The sequence below is a fragment of the Streptococcus sp. HMSC073D05 genome, assembly GCF_001812015.1.
Lineage (GTDB): Bacteria > Bacillota > Bacilli > Lactobacillales > Streptococcaceae > Streptococcus > Streptococcus parasanguinis_D.
Window position 1 is genome coordinate 93,457 of sequence record NZ_KV807487.1, and the last position, 19,538, is coordinate 112,994.

At 42.8% G+C, this 19,538-nt stretch carries 17 protein-coding genes; all 17 read left to right on the top strand.

Annotated elements, in window-relative coordinates; genetic code table 11:
* The coding region (locus HMPREF2832_RS03140; RefSeq protein ID WP_070505528.1) for a hypothetical protein at positions 1-362 on the top strand (362 nt) is incomplete at its 5' end.
* Between the two features lie 332 nt (positions 363-694).
* Positions 695-2,431 carry an ABC transporter ATP-binding protein gene (locus HMPREF2832_RS03145; RefSeq protein ID WP_049497882.1) on the top strand — a complete coding sequence of 579 codons (1,737 nt, stop codon included), beginning with the start codon at positions 695-697 and terminating at the stop codon, positions 2,429-2,431.
* A gap of 13 nt (positions 2,432-2,444) precedes the next feature.
* Positions 2,445-4,223, top strand: coding sequence for an ABC transporter ATP-binding protein (locus HMPREF2832_RS03150; RefSeq protein ID WP_049497880.1), 1,779 nt, complete (start codon positions 2,445-2,447; stop codon positions 4,221-4,223).
* A 189-nt stretch (positions 4,224-4,412) separates the two neighbouring features.
* The gene (locus HMPREF2832_RS03155) at positions 4,413-6,440 is read left to right on the top strand and encodes a glycosyl hydrolase family 28-related protein (RefSeq protein WP_053092311.1); all 2,028 of its coding nucleotides are present in this window, start codon (positions 4,413-4,415) and stop codon (positions 6,438-6,440) included.
* 112 nt (positions 6,441-6,552) lie between these two features.
* Positions 6,553-7,083, top strand: coding sequence for a GNAT family N-acetyltransferase (locus tag HMPREF2832_RS03160; protein WP_049497879.1), 531 nt, complete (start codon positions 6,553-6,555; stop codon positions 7,081-7,083).
* Complete coding sequence (locus HMPREF2832_RS03165; RefSeq protein WP_049497878.1) at positions 7,073-7,732, top strand: DNA alkylation repair protein; 660 nt, start codon at positions 7,073-7,075, stop codon at positions 7,730-7,732. The genes HMPREF2832_RS03160 and HMPREF2832_RS03165 overlap by 11 nt, the downstream gene beginning before the upstream one ends.
* A gap of 269 nt (positions 7,733-8,001) precedes the next feature.
* Positions 8,002-9,078, top strand: coding sequence for an aspartate-semialdehyde dehydrogenase (locus HMPREF2832_RS03170; RefSeq protein WP_049473189.1), 1,077 nt, complete (start codon positions 8,002-8,004; stop codon positions 9,076-9,078).
* A 252-nt stretch (positions 9,079-9,330) separates the two neighbouring features.
* On the top strand, positions 9,331-10,266 hold the full coding sequence (dapA, locus tag HMPREF2832_RS03175) for a 4-hydroxy-tetrahydrodipicolinate synthase (protein ID WP_049497877.1): 936 nt from the start codon (positions 9,331-9,333) through the stop codon (positions 10,264-10,266).
* Between the two features lie 176 nt (positions 10,267-10,442).
* Complete coding sequence (locus HMPREF2832_RS03180) at positions 10,443-10,781, top strand: ATP cone domain-containing protein (protein ID WP_003001449.1); 339 nt, start codon at positions 10,443-10,445, stop codon at positions 10,779-10,781.
* Between the two features lie 113 nt (positions 10,782-10,894).
* Positions 10,895-11,746 (top strand): ribosome biogenesis GTPase YlqF, encoded by an 852-nt coding sequence (ylqF, locus tag HMPREF2832_RS03185; protein ID WP_049473186.1) that lies wholly within the window; start codon positions 10,895-10,897, stop codon positions 11,744-11,746.
* Entirely contained in the window at positions 11,733-12,500 is a 768-nt protein-coding gene (locus tag HMPREF2832_RS03190; protein ID WP_070505529.1) for a ribonuclease HII, read from the top strand. The genes ylqF and HMPREF2832_RS03190 overlap by 14 nt, the downstream gene beginning before the upstream one ends.
* A 3-nt stretch (positions 12,501-12,503) precedes the next feature.
* Positions 12,504-13,433 carry an ROK family protein gene (locus HMPREF2832_RS03195; protein WP_070505530.1) on the top strand — a complete coding sequence of 310 codons (930 nt, stop codon included), beginning with the start codon at positions 12,504-12,506 and terminating at the stop codon, positions 13,431-13,433.
* A gap of 60 nt (positions 13,434-13,493) precedes the next feature.
* A complete protein-coding gene (gene dprA, locus HMPREF2832_RS03200; RefSeq protein WP_070505531.1) occupies positions 13,494-14,342 on the top strand; it encodes a DNA-processing protein DprA in 849 nt (282 codons plus the stop codon).
* A gap of 86 nt (positions 14,343-14,428) precedes the next feature.
* Positions 14,429-16,510: a type I DNA topoisomerase gene (gene topA, locus HMPREF2832_RS03205; protein ID WP_070505532.1), complete on the top strand. Its 2,082-nt coding sequence runs from the start codon at positions 14,429-14,431 to the stop codon at positions 16,508-16,510.
* Between the two features lie 106 nt (positions 16,511-16,616).
* Positions 16,617-17,294 carry a SatD family protein gene (locus HMPREF2832_RS03210; protein WP_070505533.1) on the top strand — a complete coding sequence of 226 codons (678 nt, stop codon included), beginning with the start codon at positions 16,617-16,619 and terminating at the stop codon, positions 17,292-17,294.
* A complete protein-coding gene (locus HMPREF2832_RS03215; protein WP_070505534.1) occupies positions 17,278-17,982 on the top strand; it encodes a DUF3307 domain-containing protein in 705 nt (234 codons plus the stop codon). Before HMPREF2832_RS03210 ends, HMPREF2832_RS03215 begins: the two co-directional genes overlap by 17 nt.
* 154 nt (positions 17,983-18,136) lie before the next feature.
* Positions 18,137-19,471: a methylenetetrahydrofolate--tRNA-(uracil(54)-C(5))-methyltransferase (FADH(2)-oxidizing) TrmFO gene (gene trmFO, locus HMPREF2832_RS03220; RefSeq protein WP_070505535.1), complete on the top strand. Its 1,335-nt coding sequence runs from the start codon at positions 18,137-18,139 to the stop codon at positions 19,469-19,471.
* Positions 19,472-19,538 lie beyond the last annotated feature (67 nt).

Sequence of the window (19,538 nt, forward strand, 5' to 3'; positions counted from 1 at the left end):
GGACTTATGTCTACAAACCATCAAAAACTGAACTCAAGAAAATTCTTGAGGAGCAAGGCTTATCAGGTAGTCAATTAGAGTCTATTGGAGACGTTATTAATTTTGAAGTTTCTATTAAGATCAAAGAATCAAAAGGAACCCTCAGCATCGCGGGTGAAGTCGCTGGTCAAAAGAATGAGCGATCTTATGATGTCAAAATCAATCAAAAAGAGAAAACAATCGAGTCAAAAGATGGTGGTGGAGAAAAGATTACATACAAGGTCGATGGTGACTATTTGACATTTGATCTTTCTAAGTTAAGTAATAGCAACCAAGGGGATCTTATGATTCTTAAAAATGCTAAATTCAAACGTACAAAATAAAGCGACTGAGAGGCTGGGACAAAAGTCTTAGCCTCTCAATTGTTTTTGGATTGTCGAGCAAGACGCAGTGCTTGAGTGGGCTCTACTACGCTGATTTCATCAGCTTTTACAGCCCTACTCAACTGTGCGGAGGCGGGACAAAGAAATCGAATTCTAACGAATTACCGATTTCTGTCCCCCTCTCTTTGCTTTACTTTTATGACTGGTTTGGTATAATGAATGAGACTACAGATGGGACTGGGGCAGGAATGATTTTCTTTGAAAATGATTTCGTCTCGCTCCCTCTTTTCTGTGTGATCAAGGTTATTATTTATGGAAAAGGAGAATCATCTATGCTTTATATTTGGTCCTACTTGAAAAAGTATCCCAAGTGGCTAGCCCTGAATCTATTTTCGGCGGTCCTGTTTGTTATTGTCAATTTGGGCTTGCCAACGATTCTAGCTCGCATGATTGATGAGGGGATTAACCCACGTGATGTGGATCGGCTTTATTTCTGGGGCTGGGTCATGTTTGCGATTATCTTGCTTGGGATTGTGGGGCGGATTATCTTGTCTTACGCGGTTGGTCAGCTAACGACCACCATGGTTCGAGATATGCGCAATGACCTCTATGCTAAGTTACAGGAGTACTCGCATCACGAGTATGAGCAAATCGGGGTATCGTCATTGGTCACTCGCTTGACTTCTGATGCCTTTGTTTTGATGCAGTTTGCGGATTCTATGTTGAAGATGGGGGTCATCACACCCTTGATGATGGTTTCCAGTGTTCTCTTGATTCTGACGACCAGTCCTTCTTTAGCGTGGATTGTAGCGGTATCAGTACCATTTCTTGCTGTCGTCGTTTGGTATGTAGCAGTTAAGACACGTCCACTTTCCGAGAAGCAACAAAAGACACTCGACCATCTTAATCAATTTGCACGTGAAAATTTGACTGGACTTCGTGTGATTCGTGCCTTTGCCCGCGAAGAATTCCAAGAGGATAAATTTGCGGCTGAAAATGAAGTCTACGCAGAAAACTCGAATAAATTGTTCAAACTAACTGGTTTGACAGAACCCCTATTTGTGCAGATCATCATTGCTATGATTGTGGCGATTGTCTGGTTTGCTTTGGATCCTCTTCATGACGGTAGTTTGAAAATTGGGGATCTGGTTGCCTTTATTGAATATAGCTTCCACGCTCTCTTATCTTTCCTCTTTTTAGCCAATCTCTTTACCATGTATCCTCGGACTGCGGTTTCTAGTCGTCGGCTCAAGAAAATCATGGACATGCACATTTCGATCGATCCAAATGAGAATGGTGTAACAGAAACAGCATCTCGTGGCTATTTGGAATTTGACAATGTCACCTTTGCTTATCCAGGTGAGACAGAGAGTCCGGTTCTCCACAACATTTCCTTTCAGGCCAAACCTGGAGAAACGATTGCCTTTATCGGCTCGACCGGTTCTGGGAAATCTTCACTTGTGCAGTTGATTCCTCGATTCTATGATGTCACCCTAGGGAAGATTTTGGTGGATGGTGTGGATGTCCGTGACTACAATCTGAAAGCCCTTCGCCAAAAGATTGGTTTTATTCCGCAAAAGGCATTGCTTTTTACAGGAACCATTGCTGAGAACCTTCGTTATGGAAAAGAAGATGCCTCTGTACAAGAGCTAGAACAAGCGGCTGAAATTTCCCAAGCCAAGGAATTTATCGACAGCCGTGAGGAACGCTTTGATACGCATTTGGCAGAAGGCGGAAGTAACCTTTCAGGTGGTCAAAAACAACGCTTGTCCATCGCTCGTGCCGTTGTCAAAGATCCAGATGTCTTTATTTTTGATGATTCCTTCTCTGCCTTAGACTACAAGACGGATGCCACTTTGCGGAAGCGTCTCAAAGAAGTTACAGGAGATGCGACCGTCTTGATCGTAGCGCAACGCGTGGGAACCATTATGGATGCGGATCAAATTATTGTCTTGGACCAAGGGGAAATCGTCGGTCGAGGAACCCACGATGAATTGATGGAAAGCAATGAGATCTATCGTGAAATTGCTAATTCGCAGCTCGATAGTCCATCATTAACAGAGGAATAGAAAGGAGAAGCAGATGAAACAAGAACAAAACAGTTTTTCTAGACTATGGACTTACTTGAGAGCCTATCGCTTGGAAGTTTGCTTGTCCATTTTCTTGAAAATCCTGAGTGTCATCATGAGTGTTGTCGAACCCTTTGTTTTGGGGCTTGCGATTACTGAGTTGACAAAAAATCTCATGGATATGGCAAAAGGCCTTGCAGGGGCTGGTCTTAACACCTCCTATATCGCGATCATTATGACGCTCTATCTATTCCGTGGGGTTCTCTATGAGTTGGGATCTTATTATTCCAACTATTTCATGACCAATGCTGTTCAAAAGACCGTTCAGGACATGAGAAATGATTTGTCTCATAAAATCAATCACATTCCGGTTTCCTATTTTGACCGGCATCAGTTTGGTGATTTGTTAGGACGTTTTACTAGCGATGTCGAAACAGTCTCGAATGCCTTGCAACAGTCCTTCTTACAAATCGTTAATGCCATCTTTACCTTGCTTTTTGTCATCAGCATGGTCTTATACTTAAATATCCAGCTGGGTCTAGTGGTCATCCTGTCCATTCCAATCACTTATTTCAGTGCTCGATTTATCATGAAAAAATCTCAGCCTTACTTTAAAGAGCAGGCAGATGTTTTGGGGGCAATGAACGGCTTTGTGCAAGAAAATTTAACAGGCTTTAATGTCCTTAAGCTCTACGTTCGGGAAAAATCTTCCCAGGAAGAGTTTCATGATATTACCCATCACCTTCAAAAAGTAGGGTTCAAGGCTAATTTCATTTCTGGCTTAATGATGCCGATTTTAAATGGAATTTCTGATTTGACTTACCTTATTATCGCTTTGATGGGTGGTTTGCAAGTGTTAGCAGGTCGTTTGACTGTCGGGAATATGCAGGCCTTCGTTCAATATGTTTGGCAGATCAACCAACCGATTCAAAACTTGACCCAATTGGCAGGACAGCTACAAAGTGCCAAATCGTCTCTAGACCGGATTTTCCAAGTCATGGATGAACCAGATGAAGTAGCAGATGTGACAGAAACCCTCTCTGGAGATTTGACAGGTCAGGTTAGCTTTAAAAACGTAGATTTCCAATATGTAGCAGACAAACCATTGATTCGTGATTTCAACCTAGAAGTCAAACCAGGTGAAATGGTGGCCATTGTCGGACCGACTGGAGCAGGAAAAACAACCCTGATTAATTTGCTCATGCGCTTTTACGATGTGACTGCAGGATCGATTACAGTCGATGGTCATGATATTCGTCATCTATCTCGCCAAGATTACCGCAAACAATTCGGAATGGTGCTTCAGGATGCTTGGTTATATGAAGGAACCATCAAAGAAAACCTTCGCTTTGGTAATCTCGAAGCAACGGATGAAGAAATTGTTGAAGCTGCAAAGGCAGCCAATGTCGATCACTTTATCAGGACGCTTCCTGGTGGTTACAATATGGAAATGAACCAGGAGTCTAGCAATATTTCTCTAGGGCAAAAGCAACTCCTAACCATTGCGCGTGCGCTCCTGGCTAATCCTAAAATCTTGATTTTGGATGAAGCGACGTCTTCTGTCGATACGCGTTTAGAGCTCTTGATTCAAAAAGCTATGAAGAATTTGATGAAAGGGCGGACTAGCTTTGTCATTGCTCACCGCCTGTCTACCATTCAAGAAGCAGATAAAATCCTTGTCCTCAAAGATGGGCAAATCATCGAGCAAGGAAATCACCAATCCTTGTTAGCAGATAAAGGATTCTACTATGAGCTCTACAATAGCCAATTTTCAAATAAAAAAGCGGAATAAGCTCGTGTTATCAAAAGAGGTTTGAGAAAGCATTCTCAGCCTCTTTTTCTTACTCACTTTTATTACTACATAAAAAGGTTAACATTTCTGCAACAAATTGATACAGAATTTTCACACAATTCACCTTGTTTGTCATGATAATTTTTATTAGGATAGAATCGTTGTAAAAAATAAAAGGAGAAATGTGTGATGAGTCATTTAAACAAAGATATCATTTTTGGCATTCGCAAGTCTAAGCTTGGAGTCTTTTCTGTCGTGATTGCGATCATGGGGGCTTGTTTTTTGACTGGAAAATCTGTGGCAGCTGATCAAGCTGGAGAGCAGGCACAAGTCCAAACACAAGGGCAAGAAGCGACAACCTCTGATCCCGCAAGCTCCCAAGTAGATACCAGCCAATATGGAGCATCTATGCCTTACACCCGTTATGAGGCAGACAAAGGGAACCTCCTTGGAAAGGCAGAGGTAGAGCAGTCTCAAGACACTCACTCAACAGCTATTGAAGCTTCTGAACAGACCTATGTCGCTTTAAAAGAAAAGGGAGATGGTGTCTCCTTTAAGGTCAATGAACCAGCCAATGCCTTAACCGTACGCTACACAGTACCAGATGGAGCCAGTGGACAACTCGATGTTCAGGTGAATGGTCACAGTGTTCAACAATTGGATCTTTCATCTACGTCAAACTGGCAGTACTTGAATGACAAAGGTGTACACGATAGTGCACAGGCTGATACACGCGCTCGGTTCCAATTTGATGAAGTACACAGTCTCCTTCCAGGACTTCAGCTTCAAAAAGGAGATGTGGTTTCACTCGTAAAAAACAAAGCAGACGACGTCCATTACGGTCTTGACTTTGTGGAATTTGAGCAGGCTCCAGATCCGATTGCTCAGGGAGATAATGCCGTCAATATCATTTCTAAAGGGGCAACGCCAAACGATGATACTGATGACAGCCAGGCCCTCTATGATGCGATTTATGAAGCTAAACAAACCGGAAAGAATGTCTATATCCCAGCTGGGCGATTTAATCTCAATCGAAAAGTCGGTATCGATGCTTCTGATATGAAGATTTCAGGAGCTGGTATCTGGCATACCCAACTGCATTTCACTAGCGACCAAGCTGGGGGCGGTGGTTTTGACTTCCTTCACCAAGACAACCATGTTGAATTTAGCGATGTCTATCTGTCCTCCAACCTTCGTTCACGCTATGGTGAAAAAGCTCAGTACAAGGCCATTTCTGGAACGCCAGGGAAGAACTCTCACATTCACGATATTTGGGCCGAGCATTTTGAAGTTGGCATGTGGATTGGCGATTATGCTGGCAAAAACGATATGAAGTACACAGATGGTCTAGTAGTAGAAAATGTTCGTTTGCGAAACAACCTGGCTGACGGAGTCAACTTTGCCCAAGGGACTAAGAATTCGATTGTCCGCAATTCTAGTATTCGTGGAAATGGAGATGATGGACTAGCAAGCTGGTCAAGTATTGCGGATGGGACAGAATCGGCAGTAGCAGAAAATAATAAATTCTTGTACAATACAATTGAACTCGGTTGGCGCGCTGGGGGTGTTGGAATCTTTGGTGGAAAAGGTCATGAAATTGCCTACAATCGGATTAAAGACAATATCGGGGATTCCGGAATTCGCTTGACAACTGTCTTTAAGGGCCATAACTTTGATTTGAATGAAGAAGGAATTCGGGTTCACCACAATCTCTTGGAGCGTACAGGAACGAAGAGTGATATCTACAACAAGCATCGTGGATCAATTGATGTTGAAACGCGCTATGGAGATATTAAAAATGTCACCATTGAGGACAATGTATTTATAGCGCCATTTGATACAGGTGTGACCGATCACCTCAATCCAAATGGAGGTATCCTAAACCGTGTAGAAGTTAGAAACAATCAGACAATAGCGCAACTCACTCAAGCGACTGAAGGAGGAGTGTCTGCCTCCGCTTCAAAACCAGTTGGACAAGTCTTGAAAGTGAAAGAAAAACCACTTCAAGTAGGTGCAGTGAAAGCTTCCCTTCAACCTTCGAAAGTTCAACTGTCTAAAAAACAAACCGGTCTGAATCTTAAACAAGCAAAGACAGTCACCAAAACAGTCAAACCTAACTATGTCTTGAAAGCAACAAATTCCAAGCAAAAGAGCTTTTTGAAAGCTCCGAGTGCTTTATTCCTTTACCGGATGACGGGGTTACGTCAAACGGTTTAAGAAGGATGGAAATCCTGGATATAATTCCAGGATTTTTTGCTTGCTGCTAGTCCTTCATTGACAGTGAGAAGGCATATCGGTATACTAGGTATAATCTAATTAGGAGGCCACCATGATGATTCGATCCGTTCAGCTTAGCGATGCAGCAGCTATCCGAGCGATTTACCAACCTTATGTGACAGAGACAGCCATTACCTTTGAGGTCGATGTTCCGACTGTCCAGGAATTTGAAAGACGCATCACAAAAACGCTGACTCAATTTCCTTATTTGGTCGCAGAAGTTGATGGGAAAGTGGTGGGGTATGCCTATGCCTCGACCTATTATGCACGCGCTGCCTATGATTGGACCACTGAATTGTCTATTTATGTAGCAAAAGAAGCTCGTGGACAAGGGATTGGATCGGCTCTTTATACTGCCCTAGAAGAGGAGTTGCAAGCACGAGGCTACTTACGCTTTCTGGCCTGTATCGCAGTTCCGAACGAGGCCAGCATTTCCATGCATGAAAAGCGGGGCTATGTTCAAGTCGCTCATTTCCCAAAGATTGGCTATAAGTTTAACAAATGGCATGATATCGTCTGGATGCAAAAGACGATCGAAGGGCCAGTAACACTCTTGAAATGTGAGGAAGAAGATGAAGATTGAAGACTTGATTCCCATTTTAGAAGCAGCAACAGTTCCTGAAAAGGTCCCTGATATGGAAGCTTATATGAAGGGGCATTTCAAATTTCTTGGTATTCAAAAGCCTACCTTACGTAGGATTGAGAAAGGATTTTTTAAAGGCCACATAGGAAAAACAGTCGATTGGCACTTTGTTGAAGCCTGTTGGACACAACCCTATCGGGAGTTTCAGTATGTAGCCATGGATTATTTAGATCGAGTGAAAAAGAACTTGAAGCCCGAAGATTTTCCAAAGCTAAAGAAATTGGCTCAAACCAAATCATGGTGGGATAGTATTGATCAGTTGGACCGCATTATCGGAGAGATTACTTTCACCTATCCAGAAACCAAGCAGATTATGCTGGATTGGAGTAAGGATCGGGACTTTTGGTTGAGGCGGATTGCCATTGATCACCAGCTTATGAGGAAAGAAAAAACAGATACGGATTTGTTAGAAAAAGTGATCCTCAATAATCTAGGTCAAAGCGAGTTCTTTATAAATAAGGCAATCGGCTGGAGTTTACGCAATTATTCCAAGGTTAATCCAGATTGGGTAGAGGCCTTTATCGACCGCTATCGAGAACAGTTATCTCCTTTAAGCATTCGAGAAGGAAGCAAGTACCTACCTTCTTGACAGTTTGTGGATGTTCATGGTAAACTAGATTTATGCGATGAGTCGATTGGCTCTTAGGAGCCTTTTGCGCTGAGGAGGTCTACATTCAATTGTAACGCAGGAGCGGACCTTGAACAGTTGTGTGAACCGGCTGTTCTCACCGAAAGGTGCCTCGAATCCTGATCTTCGGATCAGGATTTTTTGTGCCTTCAGGACTTTTCATTTATGTCAAAAAATTGTATAATAGTACAAATACTCAATTTTTAGAAAATTTTGAAAGAGGATTTACTATGGGATACACAGTTGCTGTTGTCGGTGCTACAGGTGCCGTTGGTGCTCAAATGATCAAAATGTTGGAAGAATCTACTCTTCCAATCGATAAAATTCGCTACCTTGCGTCAGCACGTTCTGCAGGAAAAGTCTTGCAATTTAAAGGGCAAGACGTGACCATTGAGGAAACGACTGAAGATGCTTTCGAAGGGGTTGATATTGCTCTCTTCTCAGCTGGTGGTTCAACATCTGCCAAATATGCACCTTATGCGGTGAAAGCAGGCGCAGTAGTGGTTGATAACACTTCTTATTTCCGTCAAAATCCGGATGTCCCATTGGTTGTTCCTGAAGTGAATGCACATGCGCTTGATGCTCACAACGGAATCATCTCTTGTCCAAACTGTTCAACCATTCAAATGATGGTAGCGCTTGAGCCCGTTCGTCAAAAATGGGGCTTGGACCGTATCATCGTGTCTACTTACCAAGCTGTTTCAGGTGCTGGTATGGGAGCTATTCTTGAAACCCAACGTGAGTTGAAAGAAGTCTTGAATGACGGCGTTAACCCACGCGATGTCAAAGCTGAAATCTTGCCATGTGGTGGTGATAAGAAACACTACCCAATTGCCTTTAACGCTCTTCCACAAATCGATGTCTTCACAGAAAACGACTATACTTACGAAGAAATGAAGATGACAAACGAAACCAAGAAAATCATGGAAGATGATAGCATTGCCGTTTCAGCAACATGTGTGCGGATTCCAGTCTTGTCAGCTCACTCAGAGTCAGTCTACATTGAAACAAAAGAAGTGGCACCAATTGACGAAGTGAAAGCTGCTATTGCAGAATTCCCAGGTGCAGTCCTTGAAGACGATGTTGCTCACCAAATCTACCCACAAGCCGTTAATGCGGTCGGTTCACGCGATACTTTCGTTGGACGGATTCGTAAAGACTTGGATGCTGAAAAAGGAATCCACATGTGGGTGGTTTCAGATAACCTCCTTAAAGGAGCTGCTTGGAACTCAGTCCAAATCGCAGAAACTCTTCACGAACGTGGACTCGTACGTCCAACAGCTGAATTGAAATTTGAGTTGAAATAGGGAGAAAAACAGAAATCAGTAACTCGAAGAGTTTGATTTCGTAGTTTTTCCCCCGCACAGTTGATTAGGAAGTACGAATGTTGCAAACATGAGTAGTTCCAATCAACCACTGCGTCACGAAACAGAAATCAGTAACTCGAAGAGTTTGATTTCTTCCTCAGCTTTCTAACGAATCAACTTGTTTTATGAACAGATCATGAGGCAAAGGCAAGCAAGCCCCAGCCTCTTTCTTATATAGAGAAAGGTTTTTCTATGTCTTATCAAGATTTAAAAGATTGTAAAATCATCACTGCATTTATTACCCCCTTCCATGAAGATGGAACCATTAATTTTGATGCTCTTCCTGCCTTGATCGAGCACCTCTTGGCACATCATACAGATGGGATTCTCTTAGCTGGAACGACTGCAGAAAGTCCAACTCTGACCCACGATGAGGAATTGCAACTCTTTGCGGCCGTTCAAAAGATTGTCAATGGTCGAGTTCCTTTGATCGCTGGTGTCGGAACCAATGAAACACGCGACTCGATTGAGTTCGTTAAAGAAGTGGATGCTTTTGGTGGCTTTGCAGCAGGATTGGCTATCGTCCCTTACTACAACAAACCATCCCAAGAAGGAATGTATCAACACTTTAAAGCGATTGCGGATGCATCTAATCTTCCGATTATTATCTACAATATTCCTGGACGCGTGGTAGTAGAAATGACACCTGAAACCATGCTTCGTTTGGCAGAACACCCAAATATCATTGGGGTCAAAGAGTGTACAACTCTTGCTAATATGGCCTATTTGATTGAACACAAGCCAGAAGAATTTCTCGTCTATACAGGGGAAGATGGAGATGCTTTCCATGCGATGAATCTTGGTGCAGATGGAGTGATCTCAGTGGCTTCTCATACAAATGGAGATGAAATGCATGAGATGTTCCAAGCTATTGAACACAACGATATTAAAAAGGCTGCGGCTATCCAACGTCAATTTATCCCTAAAGTCAATGCTCTCTTCTCTTATCCGAGTCCAGCTCCTGTCAAAGCTGTCTTAAACTATATGGGCTTTGAAGCAGGACCAACTCGTTTGCCATTGGTGCCAGCACCTGCAGAAGAAGCGAAGCGCATTATCAAGGTTGTAGTGGATGGGGATTACCACGCGACCAAAGAAATCATTACGGGAGTTTTAAGACCAGATTACTAATATTTTATTGTAGAAAATGTGTTTGAATAAAAATAACTTAACTTCCCAATCAATGAATCTATTTTTTGAAAGACCTTTGATTCTTTGTAAAAAAATTATATAATAAAGTAGTAGGTCTTCATTTCTTTATAAAGGAAATGGAGTATTCATGAAAATTTAAAATAAAGGAGACTCCGATGGAAGTCATTAAACGTAGTGGAGAAGTGGTTGAATTCAACCCAGATAAAATTTACCAAGCTATTTTGAAAGCTGCGCAAGTTGTCTATGTTTTGACAGATGATTTGCGACAAAACCTAGCTCAAGTAACGAAGAAAGTTGCCATGGATTTGGATGAAGCCCAAGTAGAACGTGCAACCATCAGTATGATCCAATCATTAGTGGAACAACGCTTGCTGGGAGCAGGTTATATTACCATTGCAGAACACTACATTTCTTATCGCTTGCAACGTGATTTAGAGCGTAGTGGCTACGGAGACCACATCGCCGTCCATTTGCATTTTGAACAAATTCGCTAGAATATAAAATAGAAGTTACTTCGGTGGCTTCTTTTTAGTATTTTTATTAATCACTGAGAATTCAAGAAAACATGGTATAATAGAAGAGATTGAACTGGAAAGGAAGTGAGATTATGGCAACTATTCAATGGTTTCCTGGACACATGTCCAAAGCTAGAAGACAAGTACAAGAAAATTTAAAATTTGTGGATTTTGTGACGGTTTTGGTAGATGCTCGTTTGCCACTATCAAGCCAAAATCCTATGTTAACAAAAATTGTTGGTGATAAGCCTAAATTAATGATTTTAAACAAGGTAGACTTGGCCGATCCTGTGGCGACAAAAGAATGGCAGGACTATTTCGAATCACAAGGGATCAAAACCCTAGCCATTAACTCCAAAGAGCAATCTACGGTTAAGAAGGTCACAGATGCTGCTAAGAGTTTGATGGCCGATAAAATTGCCCGTCAAAAGGAACGAGGGATTCAGATTGAAACCCTTCGGACCATGATCATCGGGATTCCTAATGCTGGGAAATCAACTCTGATGAACCGCTTAGCGGGGAAAAAGATTGCTGTTGTTGGGAATAAACCAGGCGTGACTAAGGGGCAACAATGGTTGAAAACGAATAAGGATCTTGAAATCTTGGATACTCCAGGGATTCTCTGGCCCAAGTTTGAAGATGAAGAAGTGGCCTTAAAACTCGCCTTAACAGGCGCCATCAAGGACCAGTTGCTTCCAATGGATGAAGTGACCATCTTTGGCCTTAACTATTTTAAAGAGCACTACCCAGCAGTTTTGCAGGAACGTTTTAAACAAATGGATCTGGAACAAGAAGCTCCTGAAATCATTATGGAGATGACCCAGAAATTAGGATTTCGTGAAGATTACGACCGTTTTTACCAACTCTTTGTCAAAGATGTTCGCGATGGAAAATTGGGACGGTATACGCTGGATCGAGTAGGGGAAATTGATGGCAACCATTAAGGGAATTAAAGAACGATTAGCAAGCATTCAGCGGTTAGACGATCCTTTATTGACTGAATTGGAACAGGATAGCCGATCTGGTGTGATCCAAGCGATCGCAAAGCGAAAAAAAGAAATCCAAAAACGTTTAGATGAAGATGAGCGCTTAGAAGGAATGCTGGCCTATGAAAAAGAATGCTATGCGCGTGAGATTGAGCTCATTGCAGGAGTAGACGAAGTGGGACGTGGCCCATTAGCGGGACCAGTTGTTGCAGCTGCCGTGATCTTGCCGAAAGGTTGCAAGATTTCTGGCCTCAACGATAGTAAAAAGATTCCGAAATCCAAACATAAGGAAATCTATGAGGCTGTTCTCCAAAACGCCATTGCGATCGGAATCGGCGTCAAGGACAATCACGTGATTGACCAGGTTAATATCTATGAAGCTACGAAGCTAGCCATGATGGAGGCCATTGGTCAGCTAGAGCCTCAACCCCAGCATCTTTTGATTGATGCCATGAAGTTGGATCTTCCTATTTCCCAAACTAGTATCATCAAAGGGGATGCTAACTCCTTATCCATTGCTGCTGCCTCTATTGTAGCCAAGGTGACTCGGGATCAGATGATGGAAGAGTTTGATAAAGAATATCCGGGTTATGATTTTGCGAAGAACGCTGGCTATGGGACGGCTAATCATCTGGCTGGCCTCGACCAGCTGGGAGTAACCCCTATTCATCGGCGTTCCTTTGAACCCGTCAAATCAATGTGTGAGGATTAGGTTATGCTATTCACTATCGACATCGGTGGTACCTTTATAAAGTACGGTCTGATGGACACGGACTATCAATTGATCCATACAGACAAGATCCCAACACCACCTACGATTGAGGAGTTTTGGCAAGGATTAGAAGAAATCATTGCTCCTGTACGGGAAGAAATCGAGGGGATCGCCATTTCGTGCCCTGGTGAGATCCAAAAGAGCCTTGGCTTTGTCTTTCGAGGTGGTCTCATTCCATATTTGCGAGGCATTCCTCTAGCAAGTAGACTAGAACAAACATTTCAAGTCCCAGTCACTGTTCTCAATGATGGAGAAGCCGCTGGTCTAGCGGAAGCTAGGCTTGGTAACCTAAAAGCTTGTCCATGTGGTGCAACCTTGGTACTAGGGACAGGAGTTGGCCTTGCTCTTCTTTCTAATGGTGACCTATTGAGAGGTTGGCAACTGACAGAATACATTCGATCTATTGATAAGGCAGGAAGAACACCAGAAAATCGCCGCTTTCATCGCGAACTCTTTTTGCAAGGCATTTCCAATCTTTTGGAAAACACTGGTTCTGCTGTTCAATTTGTTGAGAATGCTAGTCACATCTTAAACTTAGAAAAGGCAGATGGTATTGCTGTTTTTAAGGTTCTTAATCAAGGTGATAATGAAGAACTGAAAACCTTGTTTCAGGCCTATTGCCACGATATTGCTATTCTGATTTTTAATCTTCAATCTTTGCTCTTGCTTGAAAAGGTGACGATTGGAGGGGGCATTAGTAGTCAACCACTACTGATCGATGAGATCAATCACCAATACCATGACCTGCTCTCTCAAAAAGGGCATAAACAATTTGAGGCCTTGCCCATCCAAGCGGCTCGCTTCCACAATGAAAGCAACTTGATTGGTGCTGCATCTTACTTTTATTCTTCTACACATCAAAAAAAGTTCTAGAAATAGAGCTTTTTTTCCTTTTTTTTCGAATAAATAAGTGAGAGGAAGTAGAAGGTAACCATGGAGAAATTTGAAATCTTTAAATTAAAAGAAGCCGGTTTATCAAATGAGCAAGTCTTGAGAGTCTTGGACTACTGTAGGAAAGACCAAGCCTTACCAAGCTTAGAAGAGATAGCAAGGATCGCTCGCTGTCGCAGTATTATTCATTTTGTAGACAAATACCGGCAACTGGATGAAGACCATTTACACAAGGAGTTTGAACGGTTCCCATCTCTATCCATTTTTGATCCTGAATACCCTGAGGAATTGCTACAGATTTACAATCCTCCTGTAATCCTTTTTTACCAAGGGAATTTGCAACTGCTAACCAGACCGAAGATTGCAGTTGTTGGAGCTCGCGAGACCACGCGAGAAGGGGTTCGTTCTGTAGAGAAGATTATTAAGGAACTTGGGAATGAGTTGGTTATCGTTAGTGGACTTGCTAAGGGAATTGATGCGACAGCTCATTATGCCAGTATACGAAATGGTGGTAAGACCATCGGAGTGATTGGAACAGGGCTAGATGTCTTTTATCCAAAGAGCAATCAAAGGCTGCAAGCGCATATGGGAGAACACCATCTGATCTTGAGCGAGTATGGTCCAGGGCAGGCACCACTGAAGTTTCATTTTCCTGAGAGAAATCGCATCATTGCAGGCCTCTGTCAGGCTGTGATTGTGGCAGAGGCTCGACTCCGTTCAGGTAGTTTGATTACTTGTGAGCGTGCTATGGAAGAAGGCCGAGACGTTTTTGCTATTCCAGGAAATATTTTAGATGGAAAATCTGCAGGCTGCCATCACCTGATTCAAGAAGGCGCAAAGCTTGTCACCTCAGGCCAGGACATTCTTGATGAAATGAAATACGATTTGTGATTTTCCTATAGGAGAAGTTCCTAGTTGACATCTTTCTTAAAATGTATTAAACTCAATGAGATTTATACAATACAGAGGGATAAAACGTGGTAACAAAAAAGAAAAGCAGTACAACCAAGAAAAATTTGGTGATTGTGGAGTCTCCTGCTAAGGCCAAAACAATCGAGAAATACCTTGGTCGTAACTACAAAGTCATGGCTAGTGTTGGCCATATTCGGGACCTGAAAAAATCAACCATGTCGATCGATTTCGACAATAACTATGAACCGGAGTATATCAATATTCGCGGAAAAGGTCCCTTGATCAATGATTTGAAAAAAGAAGCTAAAAAAGCCAAACAAGTCTTTCTCGCAAGTGACCCGGACCGCGAGGGAGAAGCTATTTCTTGGCATTTAGCGCATATTTTGAACTTGGATGCCAAAGAAAAGAACCGTGTGGTCTTTAACGAAATCACCAAGGATGCCGTTAAAAATGCCTTTAAAGAACCGCGCCAAATCGATATGGACTTGGTCGATGCCCAACAAGCACGTCGGGTCTTGGACCGGATTGTAGGGTATTCCATTTCGCCTATTCTTTGGAAAAAGGTTAAAAAAGGACTTTCTGCAGGGCGTGTGCAATCTGTTGCCCTCAAATTAATCATTGATCGTGAAAATGAAATCAACGATTTCAAGCCGGAAGAATACTGGACCATTGATGGCGTCTTCAAAAAAGGGACCAAGCAATTCCAAGCTAGCTTCTATGGGATTGATGGCAAGAAGATGAAGCTCAACACCAATGAAGAGGTGAAAGCTGTTCTTGAACGCATAGATGGCAAAGATTTTACCGTTGAAAAAGTTGAAAAGAAAGAACGTCGTCGGAATGCGCCACTTCCATACACCACCTCTTCCATGCAGATGGATGCTGCCAATAAGATCAACTTCCGTACACGCAAGACCATGATGGTTGCTCAGCAATTGTATGAAGGAATCAATATTGGCTCGGGTGTTCAAGGTTTGATTACCTATATGCGTACCGATTCCACACGGATCAGTCCAGTTGCGCAAAATGAGGCAGCTAACTTTATCGTGGATCGCTTTGGTGAGAAATACTCTAAGCATGGAAGCCGTGTGAAGAATGCTTCTGGAGCCCAAGATGCCCACGAAGCGATTCGTCCATCCAGCGTCTTCAATACTCCTGAAAGCATTGCTAAATACTTGGACAAAGACCAATTAAAACTCTACACCTTAATTTGGAACCGCTTTGTAGCTAGTCAAATGACAGCAGCTGTCTTTGATACCATGAATGTCCGTTTAGGTCAAAATGGGGTTCAGTATACGGCAAATGGGAGCCAGGTGAAGTTTGATGGTTATTTGGCTATTTATAACGACTCAGATAAGAACAAGATGTTGCCGGATATGGTAGAAGGCGATATCGTTAAGCAAGTCAATAGCAAGCCGGAGCAACACTTCACTCAACCACCTGCTCGATATTCTGAAGCGACCTTGATTAAGACCTTGGAAGAAAATGGGGTTGGTCGTCCTTCAACCTATGCTCCGACGATTGAGACCATTCAAAAACGTTATTATGTGAAGCTGGTAGCCAAACGCTTTGAACCAACAGAATTAGGGGAAATCGTCAATAAACTGATTGTTGAATTCTTCCCAGATATCGTCAACGTGACCTTCACAGCAGAGATGGAAGGGAAACTCGATGATGTCGAACTTGGAAAGGAAGAGTGGCAAAAAGTCATCGATGCCTTCTACAAACCATTCTCTAAGGAAGTCGCAAAGGCTGAAGAAGAGATGGAAAAAATCCAAATCAAAGACGAACCAGCTGGTTTTGATTGTGAAGTTTGTGGTAGCCCGATGGTGATTAAATTAGGACGTTTTGGTAAGTTCTATGCTTGTAGTAATTTCCCAGATTGTCGTCATACTCAGGCCATTGTCAAAGAAATCGGCGTGGAGTGTCCTGAGTGTCATCAGGGACAAATCATCGAACGCAAAACCAAGCGGAATCGTATTTTCTATGGATGCAATCGCTATCCAGAGTGTGAATTTACCTCTTGGGATAAACCGATCGGTCGGGATTGTCCAAAATGTGGCCACTACTTAGTTGAGAAAAAAGTTCGTGGTGGCGGCAAACAAGTCGTATGTAGCAATGGCGACTACGAAGAAGAAAAAGTGAAATAATCTTTTACATGATTCAATGTCTATTATAACGGCAATTTTTATAAATGTCTGTTATAATAGACATTTTTTGGTATTTTCGTTATAATAGACATAAGGAGGTGGGCTTATGTATCTTGCTTTGATTGCAGATGTGATTGATTCCAAAATCGTACAAGAACGTTTTGACCTGCAAAAACAGTTAGAAAAAACGCTTCAAAAGATCAATGAGCTTTTTAAAGGCTGCCTAGCATCGGCTTTTACCCTAACTTTGGGCGATGAGTTTCAGGCGCTTTTAAAAGTGGATGCTCCGATTTTTCAAATCATTGATACCCTGCGTTCAGAACTAAAGCCGACTCAACTTCGATTTGGTATCGGGCTTGGAGAAATTGTAACGGATATCGATCCCCTGCAAAGTATCGGTGCAGATGGGCCAGCCTATTGGAATGCTCGTGCAGCTATTAATCTGGTTCATCAGAAAAATGATTATGGCAACACCCAGATCTATTTTTTGAGCGGTAATGACAGCCAGGACTCATTGGTGAATGCGCTCATCGCTTCCGGAGAAGCCATACGTTCGGGCTGGAGAGAGAGTCAGGAAGAGATCCTACTCAATCTGCTAAAGAGATCTGTCTATAGTGAAACCTTTAGCCAACAGGAATTGGCCCAATCGCTAGGGCTTAACCCAAGTGCCCTGTCCAAGCGCTTAAAGAGTAGCAGTATTCGCGTTTATTTACGGGGACGAGCAGCAGCACTAGCTAGCATTCAAAGCTTAGAGAAAGGAGAGGCCCATGAGCGGATTGTCTAGTATCGTAACGAATCCATGCTTGATCCTCTTGTTGATTTGTCATTTATTATCGGATTATTATTTTCAAAGTCAGAAGATGGCGGATCGTAAGTATCAGGATAAGAAGGTTCTCGGGCTTCACATTCTATATGTAGCTCTGCCTCTGATCGTGGTTTCTATCTATCATCTGAACTTGTGGTGGATTTGCTTGGTCATTTTACTGACTCATGCTGGAATAGATTTCTTAAAACCGATCGTGCAGAAGCAACTGAAATTACCAATCTCATGGACCTTTGCCTTGGATCAAGTCTTGCATATCGGCATCATTAGCTGTCTAGTCCTTTTAGGAGCGAAGAATGGCACGACCTATCTGCCTTTGGACAGTTTAAATCTGATCTTTTATGTCCTCCTAGTTGGGAAGCCAAGCAATATTGCCTTTAAAATTCTGTTTGCCAAGTATCAACCCACCAGCAAGAAGAAAATGGATACGATCACTGGGGCTGGTTCCATGATTGGCTTTTTAGAGCGTTTGGTGATCGGTGCCTGTCTCGTCTATGGGCAATTTGCTTCTATCGGCCTAGTATTTACAGCCAAGTCCATCGCCCGCTACAATAAAATTTCCGAGAATCCAGCCTTTGCAGAGTATTACTTGATCGGCTCTTTATTTAGTATCCTATCTGCTCTCCTAGCAGCCTGGCTATGTTCATAAGAAAATAATTAGTTAAAGTATAGACAGGAAGGAAAAGCCTCCCTGTCTTTTTACTTGGCTTTTTGGTATAATGGACCAAGTAGAAAATTAGAAAGATTTGTGGGTGTCTAACAGTCCAGTTGGGTGTTTTGATACCCAAAGAGGTATTAGTGTCATGTCTCAATCTTATATCAATGTTATTGGTGCGGGCCTTGCAGGCTCGGAAGCAGCTTACCAGATTGCCCAACAGGGGATTCCGGTCAAGCTTTATGAAATGCGTGGCGTTAAATCTACTCCGCAACACAAAACAGACAACTTTGCTGAGTTAGTGTGTTCCAACTCTCTTCGCGGGGATTCTCTCACCAATGCTGTCGGGCTCCTCAAAGAAGAAATGCGCCGTCTGGGTTCTGTCATCCTTGAAGCAGCGGAAGCGACCCGGGTACCGGCCGGTGGAGCACTGGCTGTGGACCGAGAAGGTTTTGCTAGTCGAGTGACGGAGAAGGTATCCCAACACCCGCTCATCGAAGTCATTCGTGATGAAATTACGGAATTGCCGACAGATGCCATTACAGTGGTCGCAACGGGGCCTCTAACTAGCGATGCCTTGGCAGAAAAGATCCATGCCCTCAATGGTGGCGACGGTTTCTATTTCTATGATGCAGCAGCTCCAATCATCGATGTCAATACTGTCGAAATGGACAAGGTCTATCTCAAGTCACGCTATGACAAGGGAGAAGCAGCTTATCTCAACTGCCCCATGACCAAACAAGAATTTATGGACTTCCACGAGGCCTTGGTTAATGCAGAAGAAGCCCCACTCAACTCTTTTGAAAAAGAAAAGTATTTCGAAGGTTGTATGCCCATTGAAGTCATGGCCAAACGAGGCATCAAAACCATGCTCTATGGCCCTATGAAACCAGTTGGACTCGAGTATCCAGATGATTACAAAGGTCCACGTGATGGGGAGTTTAAGACACCCTATGCAGTTGTTCAGTTGCGCCAAGACAATGCGGCTGCCAGCCTCTACAATATCGTTGGTTTCCAAACTCACCTTAAATGGGGCGAACAAAAACGGGTCTTCCAAATGATTCCAGGTTTGGAAAATGCGGAGTTTGTGAGATACGGAGTCATGCACCGCAATTCTTACATGGACTCTCCAAATTTACTAGAACAAACCTACCGTTCTAAGAAACAACCGAACCTCTTCTTTGCAGGCCAAATGACAGGTGTAGAAGGCTATGTTGAGTCAGCGGCCTCAGGTTTGGTAGCTGGAATCAATGCAGCTCGCCTTTTCAAAGGAGAAGAAGCAGCGATTTTCCCTGAAACGACAGCTATCGGAAGCCTGGCTCACTATATCACCCATGCTGACAGCAAGCATTTCCAACCCATGAATGTCAACTTCGGGATTATCAAAGAGCTAGAAGGACCACGCATTCGGGATAAAAAGGAACGTTATGAGAAAATTGCCGAACGTTCTTTACAAGATTTGGCTCAGTTTATGGAAAAATAACCCAAGAAAGGAAAAAGTTTGGAGAAAATCCAGACTTTTTCTTCTAAAAATGGTATAATGAATAAAA